Below are 20644 nucleotides of genomic sequence, written 5' to 3'. Positions count from 1 at the left end.
TAATATACTCATAGCTTACCATCCGAAAATCCAAAAACAGGGATTTTCCAGAAAATTGATTTGGATTTTCAGTTTGTAGGACAGAAGGGGTTGTGTTTGCGAAAAATTAGGTCCCTAGTATGGTATAACCAAAGCGAAACCCCTATCTCAAGCCCGAGATAGGGGTTTCGCTTTGGTTATATTTCATGAATTTTCATTTTGTATAGACTTGCTTCTTGTACCCAACTTCTAGGGCGAGCACAATTAACTCATCGCCATCAACTTTACAAATAACTCGATAATCTCCTATACGATATCTCCACTGACCAGCGTAGTTACCTAATAAAGCCTTTCCACTTGTTCTCGGATTGTCCGTACCATCACTATGTTTTGATAACCATCTTAAAATCGTACGACTAGCTTGTCTATCTAATTTGGATAACTGTTTTTCGAATTGACGTGTTGTCTTAATCTGGTAGCTCATTCATCGTCATCCAATCCGTATTCTGATATAAGTTCAGATAAACTCTTTCCATCAAACTTCGCCATTTCATCCAAAAACTGCTTTTCTACATCCGAAACACGAACTGTTATTGTCGCCATTCGTAATCCCTCCTTACTTTATTATCTCTATATATGATGGTATGAGCACAAAAATAAGATGCTTTGGGCGAAGGAAACCTGGAAGGACATCGAGATAGATTAACTTCTGAGCTTGATTTTTCGCGTTATTCTAATGTACATTTTGCCGTAGAGGACGATAATGAGGAGTGCCAATGCCACCATGAAAATACTTACGAAGACATACGGCGATGTGAACCAGGACGTAACCGCTAGGACAATAAGCATCAACGCAATAATCGCGCCAAATCTGCTCCATCGCGAACGGATTGTTTTCCATAGCGCCACCATCGAGTCATTATCTGTGAAAATAGCTTCTTTCGGCGCGCCTTCCTTCATCGCTTTCCTAAAATACATCCACTTGCCATTCAAAATCGGATACGCGCAGATATTCTCCCAACCTGCGTCCTCAAACAGCGCCAAATACTCCTCTTCGTCGCCTGCCTCTTCCTTATAATCAATGCAATAGGTGTATTCGGCTGGCTCTCCTTGTTCAAAATGGTATCGTAATGAAGCATACTTACTGAAAAACCACCCCTTATTCGCCATTTCTTCCAAAAATGCTTCTTCTTTCTCCACATTATCCACTGTAATGAATTTAAATACCTTCTTCGTCATGCTGGCTCGCCTCCCTAGAATTCGTATATAATTCCTCAATGCGTGATTTTTCCATTCTAAGAACTTGTTTTCCTAGTTCGGTAATTTGATAGATTTTCCGATTTTTCTCTTCTTGAATAATCGCGACTAGTTGATCTTTTTTCATTTTCGATAGGCTACCGTAAATTGTTCCCGGGCCTAAAACAATGCGGTTTTTCGTCATTTTTTTGACGTTATCTGTGATCGCATAACCGTGCCTCGGCTGCATTAAAGATAGCAAAATGTAAAAGGCAGTCTCCGTCATCGGGACATAGGTTTTAATGAGTTTTTCATCCATAAATATATCACACCTCGATGTATTTGATAACCATAATATATCACGGCTCGATGTAATTAGCAAGCCTCTTTTTCTATAAATTCCGATAACATCTTGCCAAACAAAACCAAATTTGGTATACTCCAATTAATTGATAATGATTATCACTATCAATTAAGATTAAAGGGGGTCTCCATGAGATGATGAAGAAATTAGTTTTTAGTATAGTAACCGTATCGGCTTTAGCGCTAGCTGGTTGTGGCACCGCCGATGAAACCACGAAGGCAGAGGTCAAGACATCAGGACACGGCAACACCACGCCCGTGAAGTCTAAGTCGGAAGCAGCACAAATCAAGACACTTTCCGCACAATTTCCAACTGAACCAGCCAAAAACGTCGTTGCAACCTCTGTTTCTGTGACAGAAATGCTTGATATAGTAGGAATCACGCCCGTCGGTATTCCGAGTACCACGCACAAACTACCAGACAATTTTACAGATATTCCAAAAATCGGTTCTGCGGTGGAGCCCGACGTGGAAAAAATCGCTAGCCTGAATCCGGATCTAGTCATTGGTTCCGAGTCCATCAAGGATAGCATCGACAAGAAGATCAGCCAAATCAACCTAAAAGGCGCTTACTTGCCAACCGATTCTTACCCTGATTTAAAAGTATCGCTGGAGGTTCTTGGCACCGCGTTCGATAAAGAAAAAGCCGCCACTACATACCTCACCAAATTACAAAAAGACGAAGACAAAATCGTCGCCTCGATTCCAGATAAAACCGCGCCAAAAGTGATGATTTTATTCGGAACTGGCAGCTCGTTCATGCTAATGAATGACACAACCTATGTCGGCAGCCTTGTGAAAACGATGAAAGCGAAAAACATCATCACCGAAACGATGAAAACAGAAGAATCCTATGTACCGCTAAATATGGAAGATGTCACGGCCGCAAATCCGGACGCGATTCTGCTCGTATCGCACGGAGATGCCAATGCAGCCTTGACGCAATTCAAAGCAGATGTGAAGAAAAACGGCGCTTGGGAAAAATTAAATGCCTTCAAAAATGATAAAGTTCAGGCGCTCGACTATGATATTTTTTGGCTATGCATCCCTTGCCAACGCGACAACTGGCCTAGAACAATTGAAAGACATTCTCTACAAATAAGATGGAGCGTCAACAAAAAAGCTGGTTTATCATTGGGACGACATCCATTTTGCTTGTCGTCGCAATGATTGTCGCGGTTGGCGTCGGGAGTATTCACATCGCTCCGATAGAAAGCATTCGTACTTTATTTGGCGAAGGCGCCGAGTTATCCCAAACGATTTTATGGAATTTGCGGATTCCGCGTGTCCTCATCGCCGTCATTGTCGGGACAAATCTCGCCGTATCAGGAGCCTTTTTGCAAGCTGTGATGCGCAATCCACTGGCTGATCCTGGTTTAACCGGGGTTTCCAGCGGAGCCGCCGTCACCGTTTTGGCCATCGTACTCCTTTTCCCGAACTTTGGCAGTTTTGCACCGCTTGCCGGCATGATTGGCGGACTCGTCGCAGTCGTAATTGTCTACGCGCTAGCATGGAAAAATGGTAAAATTTCACCGATGCGCATCATCTTGTCCGGAGTCGCCGTCAACGCGATTATGGGCGGAATCATCGGCCTGCTCTCAATTCTGTATAGCGACCGATTACCCGCCGTCGTGCAATGGATGAACGGGAGCCTCGCCGCAAAAGGAATGGGCGACGTCGGACTGCTCCTTCCCTACTCGATAATTGGTTGGATTTTTGCGATTCTCTTCATTCGAAAAGCCAATATCTTGAGTCTCGGCGATGATATCGCTGTAAACCTTGGTGAAAAAATGAATCAGACGCGCATTATCCTGTCGATTATCGCGGTTTACTTAGCGGCAATCTCCGTTTCCATCGTCGGATTACTCGGCTTTGTTGGTCTCATCGTGCCACACATGGCGCGCTTTCTAGTCGGCTCGAATTATTGGCGCCTCATCCCCATGAGCATGGTTCTCGGCGCCCTCGTTTTACTCGCAGCAGACACGATTGGTCGGTCTCTTTTTGCACCGCTCGACATACCCGCTGGAATCATTATGGCCATCGTCGGAGCACCGTACTTCCTCTATTTAATGCGCACAGGAGACATCTAATTTTAGCATGGAAGGTTGGATAAAATATGGTAGCAACAATCAATATTGACAAGGTAAAATCGCGTTATGATACGTTTGTCGCGAGTCGAAAAACAATCGTGATAAGCTCAAACGACGCGGACGGAACTCCGTTTATCAGCTACGCGCCGTTCGTTCAGCATGAAGGCAAACTCTACATCTACATCAGCGCGATTGCCGAGCATTACGATTTTATCGAGCAAAACGAAACGATTCAGATCATGATGCTTGCCGATGAACAAGACACAAAAAACCTATTCGCACGTGAGCGGCTTTACCTGAAATGCACCGCTGAAAATATCGGTAATGACGATTTGGAAATGATTTTCGAAAAAATGACCGCGATTCATGGCGCCCAGCTGATCCAATTACTGCGCACCATCGACATGTCGATTTTCGAGCTGACGCCAAAAGACGGCCGATATGTGATTGGCTTTGGACAAGCGTTTACCGTAGATTTTGCGACGGAGAAATTGGAGCATATTGTGATTGATAAGAAATAGCTGACAAAAAAAGGATTTAGCATATACACGATTTGTGTGTGCTACATCCTTTTTTAGATATCAAACAAGATACTTAATAAATCCTTCGCTTCATCCATCACTCCAAGTGGCACCTCTTCTATTATTTTAAATCCTCTGGCATTAGCATCCACCATACGATTTTGTTCTAAAAGTACTTGTCCACTTGTTATTAACCCCTCTGGCAAATCAATATGAAGTGGAAAGCGTCGAATCGTTGACGTAATCGCAGCGACAGATACCATATTAGAGTTAGGAATTTGATCTGACAAAACCAAGCATGTTCTGTGCCCACTTGTTGGAGATAAATTCAACATAATTATTTGTCCTGACCTAAGCAGCTCTGTGTTCCCCGATGTCATAAATCAAACTCCTCTCCTATGCTATTCTCAATTATTTCTGAGTCATTTAGATGCCCGCCTGTATAATTCTCAAAAAGCTTTTCCATTCTCGTAGTATTATTCTTAGGTTTTAGAATAATCTCATGTCTCGTTGAAATAATATCAAATGAAACATCTTCAAGGTCCACCACACCAGCTTGTTTCAACGTTTCTTTCGGCAGAATAATACCTTGGCTGTTTCCCCATTTTTTTAACTTAGTAGCCCTAACAAGCATAATTTTCACCTCCGACTTTTAATCCCTACAGTAAGTATATACGCGTATAAACAAAATATCAATAAATAATTAGACGCGTATATACTTAACTCCCGATTAAAGTCAGTCCTCCTCCCTCTTCCGCGATCGCCTTCCCAACCAAAATACCAATCCAAACACTAACAACGCTAACAATACGCCACCAGCAACGTACCACATCGTATAATCTTTCTCGAGCTCAACCGCCTTATCATTGAGGTCCGCCGCCGTATCTCCTTTGATCTCAAACGGCTCATCCCACTTCCACACGCTATCCCCAGACGAGGCCACCATTTTCAGACGATACTTCCCTGGCTTGAACTCCTGATTATTCCAACCGATTCCAAAATCGAAATTCGAATTCGGTGCCATGCGCAACGTATCTTGTTTCGCACTATAAAGCGCCTTATCCGAACCTTCCTTATAAACGTGAGCCTCCACCGCCAAATTTTGTATAATGACAGGCTTAATATTTTGCAGGTTAGCTTTCAAAACGTTGCGGTAATTGACTTGATCCGGCTTAATTGTGTTCAATTTCATATCAGGTTCCACCGCAACATCATTTTCAGAAAGAATCACGCCAATCACATACGCGTACTTATTCTTAATTTGCACGCCTTCTCCCGACTCCTTTTTATCGCCATCGTCCTTCTCAGAAAAATGAATCCCACCTAAAATAAAACCCTCAAAAGGAGCACTTGGCATGGTCACTTTCACCTTCACCGTCTTGCTTCCCTTCGCAGGAACCGTTATTTCAGAAGGCATTTCCGCAATTTTTGAAAAAGGAGCTTGGAGCGTATTGTCCAATTTCGGCGCTTTATTACTGTAATCCACAATGCCATTATCGTTCGTCACCGCAGTGTTCGCGCTAGTTTCAACCGTTACCGCGCGCGCCAAACCATTGGTCAGAACTACCTCAAGCTCTTGCACTTGATTAGGTTTCATCCGTAGCTCAAAATAGGTTTTTGACTTATCAATCTGATTATCCGGGATCACCGCGGACACGGAAAAATTCATTTCTGCGGCTTTTGATGTTTCTGTATGTATTAAAATCCCACTAATCATCACGCTAATCACAGCCAACACTGCTACTAGTTTTTCCATCCTCTTCTGCCTCCTCGAAAAAATAGGCAACCCCCCTCATGATAAGTAGCGTTGCCATGTAATCCATGTGCTGCGCCTCCGGATCCAGCTTTGTTGTGGTTCTTAGAAAGCGTATTTAGCTTTTTTAGAACCTCAATATGCAGTGGCATGAAATGAGACTGCCTTCCTTTTAGCCAACTCCTCGAAAACTTCACGCCCTCCTTAAAAAGCAAAAGAGGCTTTTTACTGCGGCCGCTCCAGTTTTTTTCGGAGCTGAACGGGCCGTTTCAGCTTTGTTGTGGCTCTTATGAAGCATCTCCTGCTGATTTAGAGCCTCAATATGCATGAGAACGCAGTGAGCATGTAATCCATGTGTTGCGCCTCCGGATCCAGCTTCAACGGCCAACTCCTCGAAAACTTCACGCCCTCCTTAAAAAGCAAAAGAGGCTTTTTACTGTGGCCGCTCCAGTTTTTTTTCGGAGCTGAACGGGCCGTTTCAGCTTTTCAGTGTCACGGTGTGTCGTTAATCGTCCAAGTCAGCGTTGATGTATATGTTTCACCAGCGATTTTCTTAGCTTCAGCTGGAACGTGGATTTTCACACTTTTGTTCGTATCCGTATTGCTCGTTCCAGGAGTAGTCCCAAACGAGTCTACCCAAGTCCCCATCCCTTTGTCAGCCTCAGCGCTCACAAGTTCTGCTGGCGTTGTACCCACTGTCACTTCTGGCGTCACCGCACTAGGTTTCAATGTGTCCGCCATTTCCGAACTTAATGTCGCGTCAGATAACGTCAAAGCCGCGCCAGTCAACACTTCACCAGTACTATTTTTTAAAAGTTGTTCCCGCTACCGTCAAATTCCATCCTGCGTTTGAGCCACGATTATCCGTTACTTGCACGTAATGCGGTACATATTTTTTAGCGCCCGAAGCTTGGCCTGCCTCATCTAGCGGTTGTAATTCGGTGTATAGAGCGTAGTAATCTTTCGCGGCACCAGAAATCGTTTGTTCGCCAAAATTGATTTGAGACGCGAAATCTATGCGTAGCGCTCCCGTTGTTGGGTTTACTGGATCAGTTGGATCGACCGGTTTTCCTGGATCAGTCGGATCGGTTGGATTGGTTGTCCCGCTATCGTCTGCTTTGAACATCACTTTTGCGTCGGATGTTGTGTCGTTGTCCGCGGCGAATGCGCTTAGGCCAGTTGCGGAAAGTGATGCTACCATGATTGTGCTTAAAGTTGCTAGTTTGATTAGATTCATATTTAAAATTCCCCTGTCTTTTTGTTTTATTTGAATGTCATGAATGAGTTTTGAGGGCTCTTTCATGACGGAGGGGGGGTGGAGCGAGGTGAGGTTGCGTAGACATGTGGGTGTTCTTGTTGTTGTGGCTCTTATGAAGCATCATTTGCTGATTTAGAGCCTCAATATGCATGAGAACAAAGTGAGCATGTAATCCATGTACTTCTACCATGTTCGGCGCCTCCGGATCCAGCTTTGTTGTGGTTCTTAGAAAGCGTATTTGGCTTTTTTAGAACCTCAATATGCAGTGGAATGCAATGAGACTGCCTTCCTTTTTTGCTCTTGATTCTTAGAACGGATTTTTAGAAGACGTAGCTTGATTTGAGGTGGTTCGTGTTCGGTAATCTTGTTTGTGGGAACGCTCCGTTTTTTGACTTATTGTCGTTTTCAGATCTAGCTTCAACAGCCAGCCTCTCGGAAATTTCGTGGCCTCTGCAAAAACCAAAAGAGGGTTTTCACTGCGCCCCCTAACAATTTCTGTCGAGGCTAAACGGGCTGTTTCAGCTTTGTTGTGGCTCTTATGAAGCATCATTTGCTGATTTAGAGCCTCAATATGCATGAGAACAAAGTGAGCATGTAATCCATGTACTTCTACCATGTTCGGCGCCTCCGGATCCAGCTTCACGGGCTAGCTCCTCGAAAACTTCACGCCCTCCATAAAAAGCAGAAACGGCTTTTCACTGCGGCCGCTCCAGTTTTTTTCGGAGCTGAACGAGCCCCTTCAGCTTTTCAGTCTGGAGTATCCCCCAACGTCCACGTCAATGTCGTCACATATTTACTGCTCGCGACTTTCTTCGTTTCGCCTGGGATTTTCAGCGTCACACTCGCATTCTCAGAGTCCGCGTCTTGCCCTGTCACCGTTCCGAACGTGTTCGTCCATACGCCCATTCCTGTGTCTTCCGGCGCATTTACCACATCTTGGTTCACGCTATTTCCCGATAAAATAACAGCCGCCACGTTATCTGGTTTGGCCAAATTTGTCGAGTTCAATCTCGCATCCTTAAATGCCAAAACCGCACCAGTCAGTTCATTCGCGCCCGCAGCGAACTGCTCATTGCTCACTTGTAACTTCCAACCAGCGTTCGAACCGCGATTATCTGTTACCTGTACAAAAGTCGGCACGTGTTTTTTCGTTACGCCATCTTCCGTCAAAACTTCATCATATTTCGCTTTGTATGTCGTGTCGCTACCCGAAATGATCTGCTCGCCAAAATGAATATTCGAGATATAATCAATACGTAGCGGCCCCGTTGTCGGAGTTGGTTTATCTGGATCCGTTGGTGTTACAGGTTTCCCCGGATCAGTCGGGTCAGTTGGATTTGTCGGCGCTGTCCCATCATCTGTCGTAAACGTGATATCCCCCTTTGAAGTCGTCGTGCCCGCCGTTGCAGCGAATGCTGGCGCTGCATAAGTAAATGTTCCTCCTAATACTACCATTCCTGCTAAAACTAATTTCCCTAAATTTTTCATCGTTTTTTAATTCCCTTCATTTTTGATTTAGTTGTTGTTAAATACATACATTCAGCTCGGAACATCACCTAGCGTCCAAACGAGCGTCGTCCTATACACACCTTCCACTTTCGGCACCTCACCCGGCACGTCCAGCGTAATACTCTTCTTCCCAATCACAGCATCAGCGCCATAAAGATGTACCCACGTGCCTATTCCTTGATTCTCCTCCGCCAAAATGGCTTCCGATGCATTTTTTCCAGAAGAATCTAGCGTCACCTCGCGAACCAACGGCTTATTCCGAGCCTTCGCCGTCACACTATCCGCTTTCGGATTGCTCAGCTTCAACACCGCACCATTCAGCGTATGACTCCCATTTGTAAACGGCATATCCTGCCTCACAGTGAGCCGCCAGCCCGCATTGTTACCACGATCATCCGTAATTTGAATGAAGTTCGGCACATCTTTAATCGCCCCCGTCGCATCCAATTTAATATGATCACTATCAGCAAAATACCGAATATCATTCCCCGCAATCTTTTGCTTCCCAAAATGAATGTTCGAAATGTAATCAATACTAAGCGGCCCGGGTGTCGGCGGGTTCACATCCGGATCTGTCGGCGTTATTTCATGCCCATCCCCCGGCAAAGTCGGATCAATCGGTTTGTGCCAAGTCGTTCCGCGCTCTAAAATAATATCACCCGTAGAACTCGTACTCTTCGCAAAGCTAGCTCGCCAATCATCCCCAACACTGCAATCGACACAACGACCAGCGTCACCATTCGCCTGCCCCTTTTCATAGCCTCATTCCTTTCTCACTTAAATCGGAGAATCAAGTAACTCCCAAATTAAGGTTGTGCTGTAATGCCCTTCATACTTCTTCGTGTCACTCGGAACAGTAAGCCGAATACTACTCCTGCCCTCATCGGCGTCCTTACCAAACCTGCCAACCCACGTCCCAGTACCCTGGTTTTCCGTAGCATACATCACCTCAGAAGCCTCGCCACTAACAGGATTCAGCCGAATATTCTTGCTCGACGCCGGTTCCTTGCCGCGCGAAGGCGAAACGAGCCTCGTATTCAAAAGCGTCAATTGCGCACCCTCCAAAACATGATTCCCATTTTTCAATTGTCCCGCCTGTTTCACGTTCAACTGCCAACCCTTGTTATTGCCTCGATTATCCGTCACCTGCACATAATTCGGCACATCGATTTCCTTGCCATCCGAAGCCCGAACAACCCTCTCCAAATTCGCATAGAACATCGACGTTTCCTTCCCAATCCGATGCTTCCCAAAATAAATATTCGACACATAATCAATACTCAGTGGCCCCGGAGTTCCTGGCTTACTTGGATTCACAGGCTTCACTGGTTTTCCCGGTTCAATTGGATTCAGAGGATCAACAGTTTCCGCCTTACCTTCCAAAATCATATCCACATTCGACTCATAAACCGCAAAAGTCGAATCGCTCCCTACGCCCAAACTCGCCAACATGAACGGCATAACCAGCATCCATTTCCTAATCATCCGCCCGCCTCCGCGTCCTGCCCAATAAGAAACCACCTACGACTAGCAATCCCACTCCAAAAACAAGCAACATCACACTCGGCGCAACATCTCCCGTTTCAGGCAAAGCAACCCCACCAGTCGACAACTCCTTATTCGGCGGCACCTCCCGACTTGGTTCATACCCTTCAAAAGTCAGTCCGACATCCGACTCATAACTCTCCGCTAAAACAGGCTGGCTAACAAATAAAAATCCACTAAACACTGCGATAGCTAGGAATCGTGTTATTTTCTGCATCGTTTTCCCTCCCTATCATCATGGCCCATTCTCCAGCGTCCACTCCATTTGCGCCGTATATTCCTTATTAGCCTTCACCGTACCTGGTTCGATATTCAACAAAATACTTTGTGACTGATTTGGCGCCATATCCACCACTTTGATGCCATCGATTCCCGTTTTGTCCTCATAAACCGGTGTCGCCGAATCAGTCAACGGCATATCCGACGTCACGCCCAGCTGATTTTTCTGCCTTACAATCAACGCATTCGCCACTTCCTCACCGTCCGCCGTCTTCAAGTTCTGCGTCATTTTCACAGACAACTTCCAATCCGAAATCACCGCACGCGTGTCCTCAACTGTCACTTTCAAATCCGTCTCCGGCGCAATGATCTTGTTTTTCGAGCTAATCGTCGCCGTTCCAAACGAAACATCCTGCGTCACATCTTTAAACGCCAACGTCCCAGCCTTCACCGTCACAACCGCCGTCTTTTCAACGCCCAGCACGCTCAACTTCACCAAATACGACCCTGGCGTCTTCGATAAACCACCTCGATCAACAATCTGCACCTGCGACGTCACATCCTGTCCACTCGGCACGCCCCACGCCTTCACTTTTGCCTCGGTAAAAATCATCTGATCCACCGCAGCCGGCGTCGTTGGGAAATCCTTGCCAAAAACGGTGAAGCCATACGCTTGAAGCATCGCCTTACCATTCGTCACAGTAGAACTATCCTTCACAAAAACCGGAATCGAGACGAGCAACGCATTCCCAGCCTGATCCTGAATCCGAACCTCCGCCGTCGTGTAACCTATGACAGAAACATCCGGCTTTTTCGTCATCGTGTACGTAAGATTGTCATCCCCGTCACCGCCATTATCATGCACATCCCGCACAAGCGATTTCGCATCCGTTGTAAACGCGGCGTTCCACTCCACCATCTGCGTAATCGGACTCGCCGTCGGTGGTGTCGTATCAGCAACCGTCACCACATTCGACTTCGCGCTGATATTTCCCGCAGCGTCCGTCGCTTTTGTATAATAGACAGAATACGGAACTAGCGGCTGCTTCCCAGTCGGAATCGCTATCGTATAAACCCCTGCCGCGTTCGCCTGACCACTCGCAAAAACCGTATCATCGGCACCAAACACCCGCACCGTCGCATTAGCCTCCGCCGTTCCAGAAATCACAACATCCCGATCCTTCATCCCACTCAAAATTGGCGCATTCGGAGCCGTCAAATCCTTCACAACCGTCGTCGCCGTAGCACTTTTTCCATTCAAATAAGATTTCGCCGTAATCGTCTCACCCGCCGTAAAATACTTATTCACAGGCAACGTATACGAAAAATTCCCCGAAGCGTCCGCTTTCACATGATATAACGTTGCATCATTCACGCTCTGCGCTAGTATCGTCCCCGCCGGAATCACTGTTGAGCCACTAAAAATCACCCAAGCACCAGGATTCGTCGTCCCAGTAATCACATGACTGTTCGCCTGCAAATGCGCATCCGTCAAAATATCCAGCGTCACCGCAACATCAGGAATATACTCAAACAACACACGCTTAAAATTTTGCGTTCGGAAATTCGTTCGAAAACTATCTTGAACCGGCGTCGTCAAAGAATTTCCCGCAGCAGCCGTCACGTTTGAACCCGTATAACTAATATTCATGCCATACATCGGATTCCACTCATACGTCGCGCCCATGTTTCCCGTCGAACCAATCGCATTCCACGCCAACACACGCTGCACATCCACAACCAGTTTCCCAGCCGATCCAGCCATATAAATCAACCGACTATTCGCATTCGTATTATTCAAATTCAAATCCACACTCGCCGCATCCGCAAACTGGAATAACGCACTAGTACCAATCGAAATCAGCTGTTTCGAAGCCGTCCCATCACTGTACACGTTGAAAGTCGCCTTTTTACCGATCAGGAATTTACTACTACTCCCCGTATCAATAATATTCGTCGTCGAGCCCGCCGTATTTTCCGCTTTTACATTCAATTTCGCGTTATTCTGAACCGTAATCCCCGCACCATTTCCTAAGTAAATCGCGTGCCGATAAGCATCCAGCGCACCTTTTGTATTAATATTCAGCTCGCCTCCTGACTCCACTAAAATCTGACTACTCGCACCCGAAGCACGAATCCCGCCACGCCGACTTCCCGCATCCGTATTAATATTAAATTTCGCACCATCATGAATACTAATATTTCCCTGCGTCGCAACCGTCGCATAAGTCGTATCACCCTCGCCGCCGTTGCCAAAAGAAGTCAAATCAATAATCGCATTCTTGCCCACGTCCACATTCCCACCAGCATAAAGTAGAAACGCACCCGCATTCACCGTATTCCCAATATAATGCGACCCTTCCAAAAAGTTCATGTTCGTCGCCTCAAAATTGGCTTGATTACTCGCCTGCGTCGTCACCGTCGTGCCCGCCAAACTCACATAACTCGTAACCATCCGACACTCCACACGCCCCGCAATATCAATATCCGCCTCATAAGAAGCCGTAATTTGCGCACCAGTGTACGTCACATTTTCATATCTAATTTTCCCGTAACCACGCGTCCCCGTAAGACGAATCGGACCATAATAATTCCGCCCAAGAATATTTACATCCTTTATCGTCAAGTTCATCGGATTCGCCGCACTAATCGTAAACCAAGCACTCAGCCCCTGAAAATCAACCGTATGCCCATTCCCGTTAAAAAGAAGCGATGATTTCGTCGGAAAATACTGACTCAGCTCATTCGCGTTCGCCGTCACCTGAAAATCCTTCGTCACATTAATAACCGTAATATCTTTATTGTTCAGCGCCGCACGTAATGTCGCGTCATCATACACATCCGCCGTATTCGCCGCAGCTGCTCTAGCGACACGCGTCACCTTCTTCGTGATTCCCGTAATCACCAACTCATTTGTCGCGACAACCTGCTCACGCACTAACTTGTTTGCCATCACTTGAAAATCCCCAACACGACTCACCCGCAAAACAATCTTACCAGTCCGCTGCGTCCCCTTCAAAACCCGCTCCTTCTCATCAAACGTAAAAATATTCACACCATTATTTTCCTCCACCGTCTTAGCCTTATCAAAAACCAGCCCATCCGGAATCGCAAAAGTCAGCACCCCGTCCTCCGACTTATCCTCAAAAAGAATAACAACAGATTGGTTTATTTCTACCTCAGCCAAGTCCGTTGTCATCATGATGTCCGTATTCTCTTGTGATTGATTCAAAAGATTCGCGCCCCAGCCTTGCATCGGGCCCAGTATAATAAGTCCAACAACGAGAAATGCAATAAGCGCCCTAAAAATATGCCTTCTTTCCCTCATAAAAAAAACGTCTCCCCATTCATTGTGTACTATCTTTTTTATTCAGTCTTCTATGTTCCCGCCTCTTCAAACAGAAAATACATAGTGCGGTTTTCGAAATCTCCCGCTCACATTCCAATAATAACACACGCGTAATATATTTCACTATTTTTAGACAAAAAGACTGATTAATTTTCTCTTTTAGACACACTTTAGACACATTTAACCCGAAAAACATCCACAAAACAAACAAAGGCGCATTGACACATTCCTAAAAATATGATAACAACCCAGCTCATTTATAAAAAATGGCATACCAACAAGCCCTACTAGACTCATCGACATGCCAACAAATTCAACTCCACGTACGCGCTAAAAACTCCTCACTGTCCGGATCAGACCCCGTGCGCTTATCCTCATTCAACGCATCAATTTTCGCCATATCATCATCACTCAAATCAAAAGAGAACACATCAAAATTGCTCCGAATCCGTTCAGGCGTCACCGATTTAGGAATAATCACCGAACCATTATTCAAATGCCAACGCAAAATCACTTGCGCCACAGTCAATCCTTTAGCCTCTGCAATCGCTGTCAAAACCGGATGATGCAACAATTCCCCACCCTTCGCAAGCGGCGACCAAGCCTCATAAACAATATCCTGACTTTCCAAATATGCCCGCAACGGTTTCTGCGATAACAACGGATGCATCTCAATCTGATCAATCACCGGTTTTTCATTCGCCGTCGTGAATAAGTTTTCCAGATGATGCTGATGAAAGTTACTCACACCAATCGATTTCACCAAACCCTCATTATACAACCGCTCCATTGCCCGCCACGAATCCTTATAACTCCCGACCGGCCAATGAATCAAATACAAATCCAGATAATCCAGTTGCAATTTTTTCAAGGAAGTCTCAAAAGCACGCAACGTCTCGTCGTAGCCATGATCCGCGTTCCAAAGCTTCGAAGTAATCGTCAATTCCTCGCGGGGAATCCCAACCTCACGAATCGCCCGGCCAACAACCGCCTCATTCTCATACACCTTAGCCGTATCAACTGCCCGATACCCAGCATCCACAGCCACCTGAATCGCATCGACCGCCTCACGCTCATCCTGCATCTTCCAAACCCCGAGCCCAACAAGCGGAATCCCCTGCCCATTATGAAAAACCTTCCTATCCGTAGCCTTCAACTCCATATCAAAACCTCCCAAATAATCATTCACCTCCAAGTATAGACCTCCAAACACAATTTTCCAAAGATTTCACACGCAAAAAAAGCAGGAGAGCCCAATCACTCCCCCACTTCTCTATTAACTCCAACCAAGTCTCCCCGCAAAACCTGAGCGGGACGACAAATGCTTAGTTGCTAGGCAAAGACGAGTACCGAAGCGGAGCGTACGACTGTACGTGAGCATCGGAACGGAATCTTTTAACGACGCAAATGAGCGTTTGTCGTCACGCGATGAGTTCCCATGGGCCCCATTGTTCAGCCCCTGGAACATCGCCTTGTGTCCACCATTTCGCTTTATATGTGTGACCATTATATGTCACTTGATCATTTTGATTGTAAACGGCTGTTGAACTCCACGTACCTGTTCCAACTGGTGGTGTTACTGTACCAGCTTTTGTTGTTACGGAAAGGGCTGCACTCGCAACAGAAGTATTTCCAGCTGCATCGTACGCTTTGACAGTATACGAATAGGCTGTTGAAGCTGTAAGTCCTGTATCTGTATATGTTGTTCCAGAAACAGTCGCAACTTCCGTACCATTGCGATACACTTTATAACCAGCTACTCCGACATTATCTGTTGCAGCTGTCCAACTTAAAGGAACCGCCACATCCGTCACGTTCGCTGCTACTGTCGCCAAATTCGTTGGAGCTGTTGGTGCTACTGTATCACTAGGATCAGGAATAACCGCGCCTCCACCAAAAATAACTTGCTTGCCAAGCTCTGTTCCAGCTTTAGACATACGCTGTGTTAATGAGATGTTCGCAATGTTATTCACGTTTACAGACGTTAGATTGGATTTCAATCGGAATGTATACGTTGCGCCTTGCGGAATTTGTTGTGCATCAAAGACAGATGCCAAATCAATCGTTGTGAATCCATTGGCTGTTGCCACTGTACCAGCTTTATAATCCCCAGCTGTCAATGTTTCGCCAGCCTTCACAGGAATATAGAACTTCGGTAATTTCACGGTTTCTGCGGCAAATTCGGTCGCTTGTAAAACTTCATTTGTTTCATTGGCAACTTCTTTGTTTTTAATTGTAATTTCATAGCCGACACCGTTTTCGCTATATGGCGCTACAGTGGCTTCTATGTTTAGGTTCGAATAGACGATTGCGTTTGCCGCCAGTGCTCCAGCGCCGAGCAATCCTTGTTTAATTGCTTTTGTTAATTCATCACGTTTTGTTGACGTGGTTTCTTTGTCTTGCGATTGCATCCACGAAATCATTCCGCCTAAATTGTTATCTTTCACGTATTGCGCTTTGGCAGTGACAGAACGAACATTGTCATACGTGTAGAATTCGCCAGTCGTTTTGCTGTATAGATATGGCGCTTTTGCCACGTCATCCCAGTATTCGACTAACGTTGGTGATTTGGCTTTCAAAGCATCGATGCTCTTATATGCCCAAACTCCGCCAGCACGACCACCGTCACCAGTTGCTAGTGGTTTTTCGTTTGGAGCGCCATATGTTGCCCCTAAGTCTGCATCTTTGTTATTTTTTGTAGCTGCTTGGAAAAGTCCTGGTTGCGTAGTGCTTGTACCCGCTTCCACTTTGTTCCAACCACGTGTATAGAATGCTGCGCCGACAACAATTTTTTCAGATGCTGCGCCTTGGCTCTTCAGATATTTCACAGTTTGGTCTACAGAGAAACCATCGCTATAATTAGGATCCGCAGGGTTACCGTAAAGCGCCGTGTGATGCGCACTATTCGGAGTCCAAGCACCGTTCATATCGTACGTCATGATATTCGCGAAATCAACGACATTGAAAAGTTTCGCCACATCGACACCATTTGCAAGCATGCCTTGAGACGCTGGTAGTGCCACAGATAACTCATATTTTTTCTTCACATCTACGCCTTGCTTATCTAAAGCAGTACGCAAGTCTTGAAGAAGCGTAATATAGTTTTGTTTATCCGCAGGTTTTGCATTTGGTGTTCCTTCATCGTTCTTGTTGTCCACTAAGTCAGCGGCACGAACGGATGCAGGATATTCCCAATCTAGATCGACAAAATCCATATTTGTATATTTAATAAATTTCATGACATTGCTTACAAAATTAGCACGCGCTGTGGCATTTTCTCCGATTGCGGAGAAGTCACCAGATTTCGACCAACCGCCGATCGAGATACCGATTTTCATATTCGGATTTTTTGCTCTTAACTCTTGTAACGCGTTTAAAATACCTGCATTTGCTCCGCCCCATTGAACTCCATCTTGCCCAACTGGTGCACCAACTGCCGCATCTTTATCCGTGAATTTCAAGTTTCCGTTACTATCGAAATCAAGAAACGCAAAGTTTAGATGTGTCAATTGCTCTGCTGGTATATCTTTCGGATAGAACTGACCTTCCCCGCCCCAAATGGACCAATCTCCATAATACATCACGTTTCTGTATTGTGATGTGGTTGCGGCTTTAGCTTTCACAGAAGAATTCCCTACACTACCTAGAACGGATGACGCAAATAACGAAACGACTAACAACAACACCGAGACTACACTAATTACCCTCTTTGTTACCTTTTTCATTTCTTCACCTCTTCATAATTTTTGCGTTCTGCTTACGGTATGCCTACTTTCTCTGCAATTCCTAAATCCAGAATTTCAAAAATCCCCCGTTAGATCCCCCTTTTATTGTGTACTACATTCTGGACACTTATGTATTATGCAAGTATTGTGCCAACAAGAAAGCGTTAACAATGCGCTTTAGAAGGGGATATATGTTACACACACCACTTACACTGTCCTGATTTATTTTACACATGTTTCCTATATATTCTAATAAACTTTTTTTAAAAGTACCATCGTTATCTAATTTCGATTACCACTTTTTCAATAGAGCTCAGACTATAACGCCTAAAAATCCTGAAATCAGATTTTATCTAATTCCAGGATTTCCTTACCTATCCGTACTACAGTAATCAAATATCCGGAGTGTCTTGCAATTGCCACTCTATTTCCCCTCTATAATTTCCTACCTTCACTTGACCAGAATCAATCATTAATTTCATACTCTTTCCGTCTTTGTCCCAGTCTTTTGAAATATCCTGATCTTCTGCGCTCGTGTTAAGTTGCTCAGCGATTGGAACAAAGTCTTCCGTCAAGACAGCTTGACTCCCATCTGTTCGATATAAACTAAGCGCATCCTGAAGAACGCTATCTCCATTCGCGATTGGTTCAGACAATCTAGCATTCAGTTGCCAGCTCCCCTTCACTTCTCGTGTATCGCTGACAATTAGAGGCTTATCAAAATTTTGCAGCCAATATTCTTCCGGAATCCCTGAAATTATAACATTGCCAAAATCGAGTTGGTCAGGTATTGAGCTCAACGTTAGTTCGCCAATAACCTGAACTGTCATTTTCTCTATATTGGATTTGGCACCTAAATTATCCACTGCAAATACCGTTACCTCATGCTTACCAATGCTTAATAGATTAGCGGGAATTTTGTACTTAAACGCTTGCGTACTACCCATTTCATCATTCACCATGTCCTCTTGTATTGGCTGAGCAGCTCCATTATCAAAGGTATAATAAAGATCGACACTAGGACTATCTGGATCAAGCCAAGTTCCTTTTATCTCGAAATCTTGATTGGTAGATAACGTCACCTCTTCATTCGCATTATCTAGCGTTACTGTTGGAATATTATTGCTTTTAACAATAAAACTATTACTTGCAGTGGAAGTAATGTAGTTCTGTCCTGCAAGTTCTGCATCATTTGTGATTGTTGTATCTGTTGCAACTTTTTTAGTAATGACATCAAACTGAATTTCTTGAATGTTATTACTTTTGTCCATATTATTCAGCGGAGTCGTGATATTATTATCATTCCAATTGTTATCATCCAGCTCCGTCATGCTCCCATTTTTATCAATCAACTTAAGAGAGTTTGGGATGTAATCTAGATTACTATTTACCTTCATATTTAACATAATTTCTTTCCAATCTTGTTTTCCACCTAGGTAATTTGTTTTTATTTTATACGTTAGCTTCTCACCAGAGTTGGTTGTTTTACCGATAATAGACTCACCGCTCTTCGTTTCTACTACATCTAAGCTATTCTCTTCTTCCACAAGTCCAGGTACTTTTTCAAAAACAACGCGATTCATTTCCTTACTTGCACCTGTTGAACCTGTGAAACCCCAGTAGACAGTGTCTGATTTAAAAATTTCTGCCGTATCGACTATTGTACTTATTGGTGGTAAATCCGAAAATTGATATTTTAATGTCTTGCTTCCGGCTGTCCAGTTTACAGTTAACGGGTACCACTGATCATTAGACAAATTGCCGGGATATTGAACATCTTTATGCCTTAAAGCCCGTCCACCTTTATCTTCATAGGTGTTTCGGACACCTGGATAATTCCAAGCGATATGATTTTTGTTTTCCACAGCTCGATCCCATGTTGAGTTATAGAACGTATCGAATTCTAAAGCAAGAGAGTTGTTGATTCCCAATCCGAATATGTTTTGTTGTGTAGCATCCCACACAGCCATCCTTGCCCCACCTCCATTTTGGTAAGCGTTATTTCCATTAGGGTCATTTTGTATAACAAACGCCATACCATCACCGGCATTCCCGCCTTCATTGCCGAAATATAAATGCATCTTTGCTTCAAAATCTTTGGTTAAATCCATCTTATTTAATTCAGTGCTCCAAATGGTGCCGACTTTGTTAGATTCATTTGCTGTTATTTGGACGATATCATAGTCTTTTTTTTTGCACAACAGAACTACTTTGTCCAGATGGAACAGTGAATAAGTTATCTAGTTTAATGGCATTGGGAGGGTTATCTTGATTGACCATTGCCGCCGCTTGAACCTCTTCCCTCGGCATACATATTAGAACTAATACACTTATGAAAAATAATAGCTTCAAAAATATATTTCGGTTTTTAATCATAGTTTCCCAACCCTTCCTAATCCTGCTTTTTTCGTCTTTTTAAGATAACAATCATAAAGCTTAATAATCCTACGATTGCAACTGCGATTCCTACGTAAAGCCACTCACTCGTCGTCTCCTCTTGATTAACAGCTTGCTCAGTTAAGCTCTTACTCTCGGATTTGATAGCAAAATTCTCATCCCAACTCCAGGTTTCTTCCCCATTGGTTGCCGTCATTTTCAATCGATAGTTGCCTGTTTCTAAAGGTTTGTCCTCCCAATCAATCGCAAAATCAAAATTGGAGTTCGGAGCCATTACCAGCCCCTTTTTCTCTGTTTTATGAAGTACTGATCCAGAATTACCTTTAAAAACTTCTGCCTCAATATCGAGATTACTAATGGGGATTGCTGTATCATTTTGAATTTTCGAAATGACTGCTGTGTGGTAGTTGACTAGTCCAGGCTTAGTCGATACTAAATTTAAATTAGGATCCACTTTCTGCTTCGTCTCTGATAAACGAACACCTACTACGTAAGAATATTCATTTTGGATAGAAATTCCTTCATTTTTAGATTCATCATTAGACTTGTCTACCTTTTTAAATTGAACTGCACCTAAAATAATCCCATCATAGCTTTTTTCTGGCATTGTTACTTCTATTTCTACTTTCTTAGAACCCTTTGCTGGTACAGTAAGTATCTCTTCACCATTTTTTTATTTTAAGCTATATCTGGTAAAGCT

General features: G+C 44.4%; 21 protein-coding genes and 1 pseudogene. 3 read left to right on the top strand and 19 right to left on the bottom strand.

Features of this window, described 5'->3' with window-relative positions:
* Positions 1 to 193 precede the first annotated feature (193 nt).
* From PCORN_RS15460 to PCORN_RS15450, 4 genes are all read right to left on the bottom strand, one after another.
* A complete protein-coding gene (locus PCORN_RS15460; protein WP_036082213.1) occupies positions 194 to 463 on the bottom strand; it encodes a type II toxin-antitoxin system RelE family toxin in 270 nt (89 codons plus the stop codon).
* Positions 460 to 582, bottom strand: a complete 123-nt coding sequence (locus tag PCORN_RS20515; protein WP_241433209.1) for a DUF6290 family protein — start codon at positions 580 to 582, stop codon at positions 460 to 462. Before PCORN_RS20515 ends, PCORN_RS15460 begins: the two co-directional genes overlap by 4 nt.
* A gap of 99 nt (positions 583 to 681) precedes the next feature.
* Positions 682 to 1218 carry a DUF2812 domain-containing protein gene (locus tag PCORN_RS15455; protein WP_036082211.1) on the bottom strand — a complete coding sequence of 179 codons (537 nt, stop codon included), beginning with the start codon at positions 1216 to 1218 and terminating at the stop codon, positions 682 to 684.
* Positions 1199 to 1534: a PadR family transcriptional regulator gene (locus PCORN_RS15450; protein ID WP_036082210.1), complete on the bottom strand. Its 336-nt coding sequence runs from the start codon at positions 1532 to 1534 to the stop codon at positions 1199 to 1201. Before PCORN_RS15450 ends, PCORN_RS15455 begins: the two co-directional genes overlap by 20 nt.
* 179 nt (positions 1535 to 1713) lie before the next feature.
* Here PCORN_RS15450 and PCORN_RS15445 point away from each other — a divergent pair, with 179 nt between their 5' ends.
* The 3 genes from PCORN_RS15445 to PCORN_RS15435 are packed head-to-tail and all read left to right on the top strand — an operon-like array spanning position 1714 to position 4189.
* Positions 1714 to 2748 carry an ABC transporter substrate-binding protein gene (locus tag PCORN_RS15445; RefSeq protein ID WP_051999545.1) on the top strand — a complete coding sequence of 345 codons (1035 nt, stop codon included), beginning with the start codon at positions 1714 to 1716 and terminating at the stop codon, positions 2746 to 2748.
* Positions 2730 to 3668, top strand: a complete 939-nt coding sequence (locus PCORN_RS15440) for a FecCD family ABC transporter permease (protein WP_338151788.1) — start codon at positions 2730 to 2732, stop codon at positions 3666 to 3668. Before PCORN_RS15445 ends, PCORN_RS15440 begins: the two co-directional genes overlap by 19 nt.
* 26 nt (positions 3669 to 3694) lie before the next feature.
* Complete coding sequence (locus PCORN_RS15435; RefSeq protein ID WP_036082208.1) at positions 3695 to 4189, top strand: HugZ family pyridoxamine 5'-phosphate oxidase; 495 nt, start codon at positions 3695 to 3697, stop codon at positions 4187 to 4189.
* A 53-nt stretch (positions 4190 to 4242) separates the two neighbouring features.
* On the opposite strand, the gene PCORN_RS15430 is transcribed toward PCORN_RS15435, so the two are convergent.
* From PCORN_RS15430 to PCORN_RS15350, 15 genes and pseudogenes are all read right to left on the bottom strand, one after another.
* Positions 4243 to 4569 (bottom strand): type II toxin-antitoxin system PemK/MazF family toxin, encoded by a 327-nt coding sequence (locus PCORN_RS15430; RefSeq protein WP_051999544.1) that lies wholly within the window; start codon positions 4567 to 4569, stop codon positions 4243 to 4245.
* Positions 4566 to 4823 (bottom strand): AbrB/MazE/SpoVT family DNA-binding domain-containing protein, encoded by a 258-nt coding sequence (locus PCORN_RS15425; RefSeq protein ID WP_036082207.1) that lies wholly within the window; start codon positions 4821 to 4823, stop codon positions 4566 to 4568. The genes PCORN_RS15430 and PCORN_RS15425 overlap by 4 nt, the downstream gene beginning before the upstream one ends.
* A gap of 102 nt (positions 4824 to 4925) precedes the next feature.
* Entirely contained in the window at positions 4926 to 5945 is a 1020-nt protein-coding gene (locus tag PCORN_RS15420; RefSeq protein ID WP_051999543.1) for a WxLIP family cell surface protein, read from the bottom strand.
* A gap of 489 nt (positions 5946 to 6434) precedes the next feature.
* Positions 6435 to 6734, bottom strand: a complete 300-nt coding sequence (locus PCORN_RS20975; protein ID WP_277620223.1) for a WxL domain-containing protein — start codon at positions 6732 to 6734, stop codon at positions 6435 to 6437.
* Positions 6735 to 6744: 10 nt separating this feature from the next.
* The gene (locus PCORN_RS20970; RefSeq protein ID WP_277620222.1) at positions 6745 to 7179 is read right to left on the bottom strand and encodes a WxL domain-containing protein; all 435 of its coding nucleotides are present in this window, start codon (positions 7177 to 7179) and stop codon (positions 6745 to 6747) included.
* 328 nt (positions 7180 to 7507) lie between these two features.
* Entirely contained in the window at positions 7508 to 7816 is a 309-nt protein-coding gene (locus PCORN_RS15400; protein ID WP_149024388.1) for a hypothetical protein, read from the bottom strand.
* 131 nt (positions 7817 to 7947) lie between these two features.
* Positions 7948 to 8688, bottom strand: a complete 741-nt coding sequence (locus PCORN_RS15395) for a WxL domain-containing protein (protein WP_036082203.1) — start codon at positions 8686 to 8688, stop codon at positions 7948 to 7950.
* A 51-nt stretch (positions 8689 to 8739) separates the two neighbouring features.
* Positions 8740 to 9375: pseudogene (locus tag PCORN_RS15390) on the bottom strand (WxL domain-containing protein); the annotation flags it as partial.
* Between the two features lie 111 nt (positions 9376 to 9486).
* A complete protein-coding gene (locus tag PCORN_RS15385) occupies positions 9487 to 10194 on the bottom strand; it encodes a WxL domain-containing protein (protein ID WP_051999541.1) in 708 nt (235 codons plus the stop codon).
* On the bottom strand, positions 10187 to 10471 hold the full coding sequence (locus PCORN_RS15380; protein ID WP_036082202.1) for an LPXTG cell wall anchor domain-containing protein: 285 nt from the start codon (positions 10469 to 10471) through the stop codon (positions 10187 to 10189). Before PCORN_RS15380 ends, PCORN_RS15385 begins: the two co-directional genes overlap by 8 nt.
* An 18-nt stretch (positions 10472 to 10489) precedes the next feature.
* On the bottom strand, positions 10490 to 13801 hold the full coding sequence (locus PCORN_RS15375) for a pectate lyase-like adhesive domain-containing protein (protein ID WP_051999540.1): 3312 nt from the start codon (positions 13799 to 13801) through the stop codon (positions 10490 to 10492).
* Between the two features lie 334 nt (positions 13802 to 14135).
* Positions 14136 to 14984 (bottom strand): aldo/keto reductase, encoded by an 849-nt coding sequence (locus PCORN_RS15370; protein WP_036082217.1) that lies wholly within the window; start codon positions 14982 to 14984, stop codon positions 14136 to 14138.
* 259 nt (positions 14985 to 15243) lie between these two features.
* A complete protein-coding gene (locus tag PCORN_RS15365; RefSeq protein WP_036082201.1) occupies positions 15244 to 17547 on the bottom strand; it encodes a glycosyl hydrolase family 18 protein in 2304 nt (767 codons plus the stop codon).
* A gap of 392 nt (positions 17548 to 17939) precedes the next feature.
* A complete protein-coding gene (locus PCORN_RS15360; RefSeq protein ID WP_159102620.1) occupies positions 17940 to 19748 on the bottom strand; it encodes an L-type lectin-domain containing protein in 1809 nt (602 codons plus the stop codon).
* A 191-nt stretch (positions 19749 to 19939) separates the two neighbouring features.
* Entirely contained in the window at positions 19940 to 20602 is a 663-nt protein-coding gene (locus PCORN_RS15350) for a DUF3324 domain-containing protein (protein ID WP_277620224.1), read from the bottom strand.
* Positions 20603 to 20644 lie beyond the last annotated feature (42 nt).

The organism is Listeria cornellensis FSL F6-0969, assembly GCF_000525855.1.
Lineage (GTDB): Bacteria > Bacillota > Bacilli > Lactobacillales > Listeriaceae > Listeria_A > Listeria_A cornellensis.
Note: the sequence above shows the minus strand (reverse complement) of the source record. Positions and strands in the feature narration are given on the sequence as shown.